General features: G+C 47.0%; 2 rRNA genes. Both read right to left on the bottom strand.

From position 1 onward, the window contains the following. Positions 1-122 (bottom strand): 23S ribosomal RNA (locus ACVBAX_RS25395); the annotation flags it as partial. A 201-nt stretch (positions 123-323) separates the two neighbouring features. After that, positions 324-542 (bottom strand): 16S ribosomal RNA (locus ACVBAX_RS25390); the annotation flags it as partial.

Genomic DNA, 542 nt, shown 5'->3' with positions numbered 1-542 from the left:
CCCATTCGGAAATCTCCGGATCAAAGCTTACTTACAGCTCCCCGAAGCATATCGGTGTTAGTCCCGTCCTTCATCGGCTCCTAGTGCCAAGGCATCCACCGTGCGCCCTTTCTAACTTAACCTACAGTTAAAAAGTTTCTCTATATTAAATAGAGAGAAAACTAAAATGGCGATTACTCGGTATTTCTTGGTTTCTTCATTTATCATTATCTAGTTTTCAAAGAACGATTATCATCGAGAGATTGCTCTCTCAAAACTAAACAAATCATATCATCAACGGTTGTTAGCTTCGACCGAAGGTCGTAAGCCTCAATTTTCCTTAGAAAGGAGGTGATCCAGCCGCACCTTCCGATACGGCTACCTTGTTACGACTTCACCCCAATCATCTGTCCCACCTTAGGCGGCTGGCTCCTTACGGTTACCCCACCGACTTCGGGTGTTACAAACTCTCGTGGTGTGACGGGCGGTGTGTACAAGGCCCGGGAACGTATTCACCGCGGCATGCTGATCCGCGATTACTAGCGATTCCAGCTTCATGTAGG

It is taken from the genome of Robertmurraya sp. GLU-23 (genome assembly GCF_052983275.1).
This window is presented reverse-complemented; position numbering and strand designations above follow the sequence as displayed.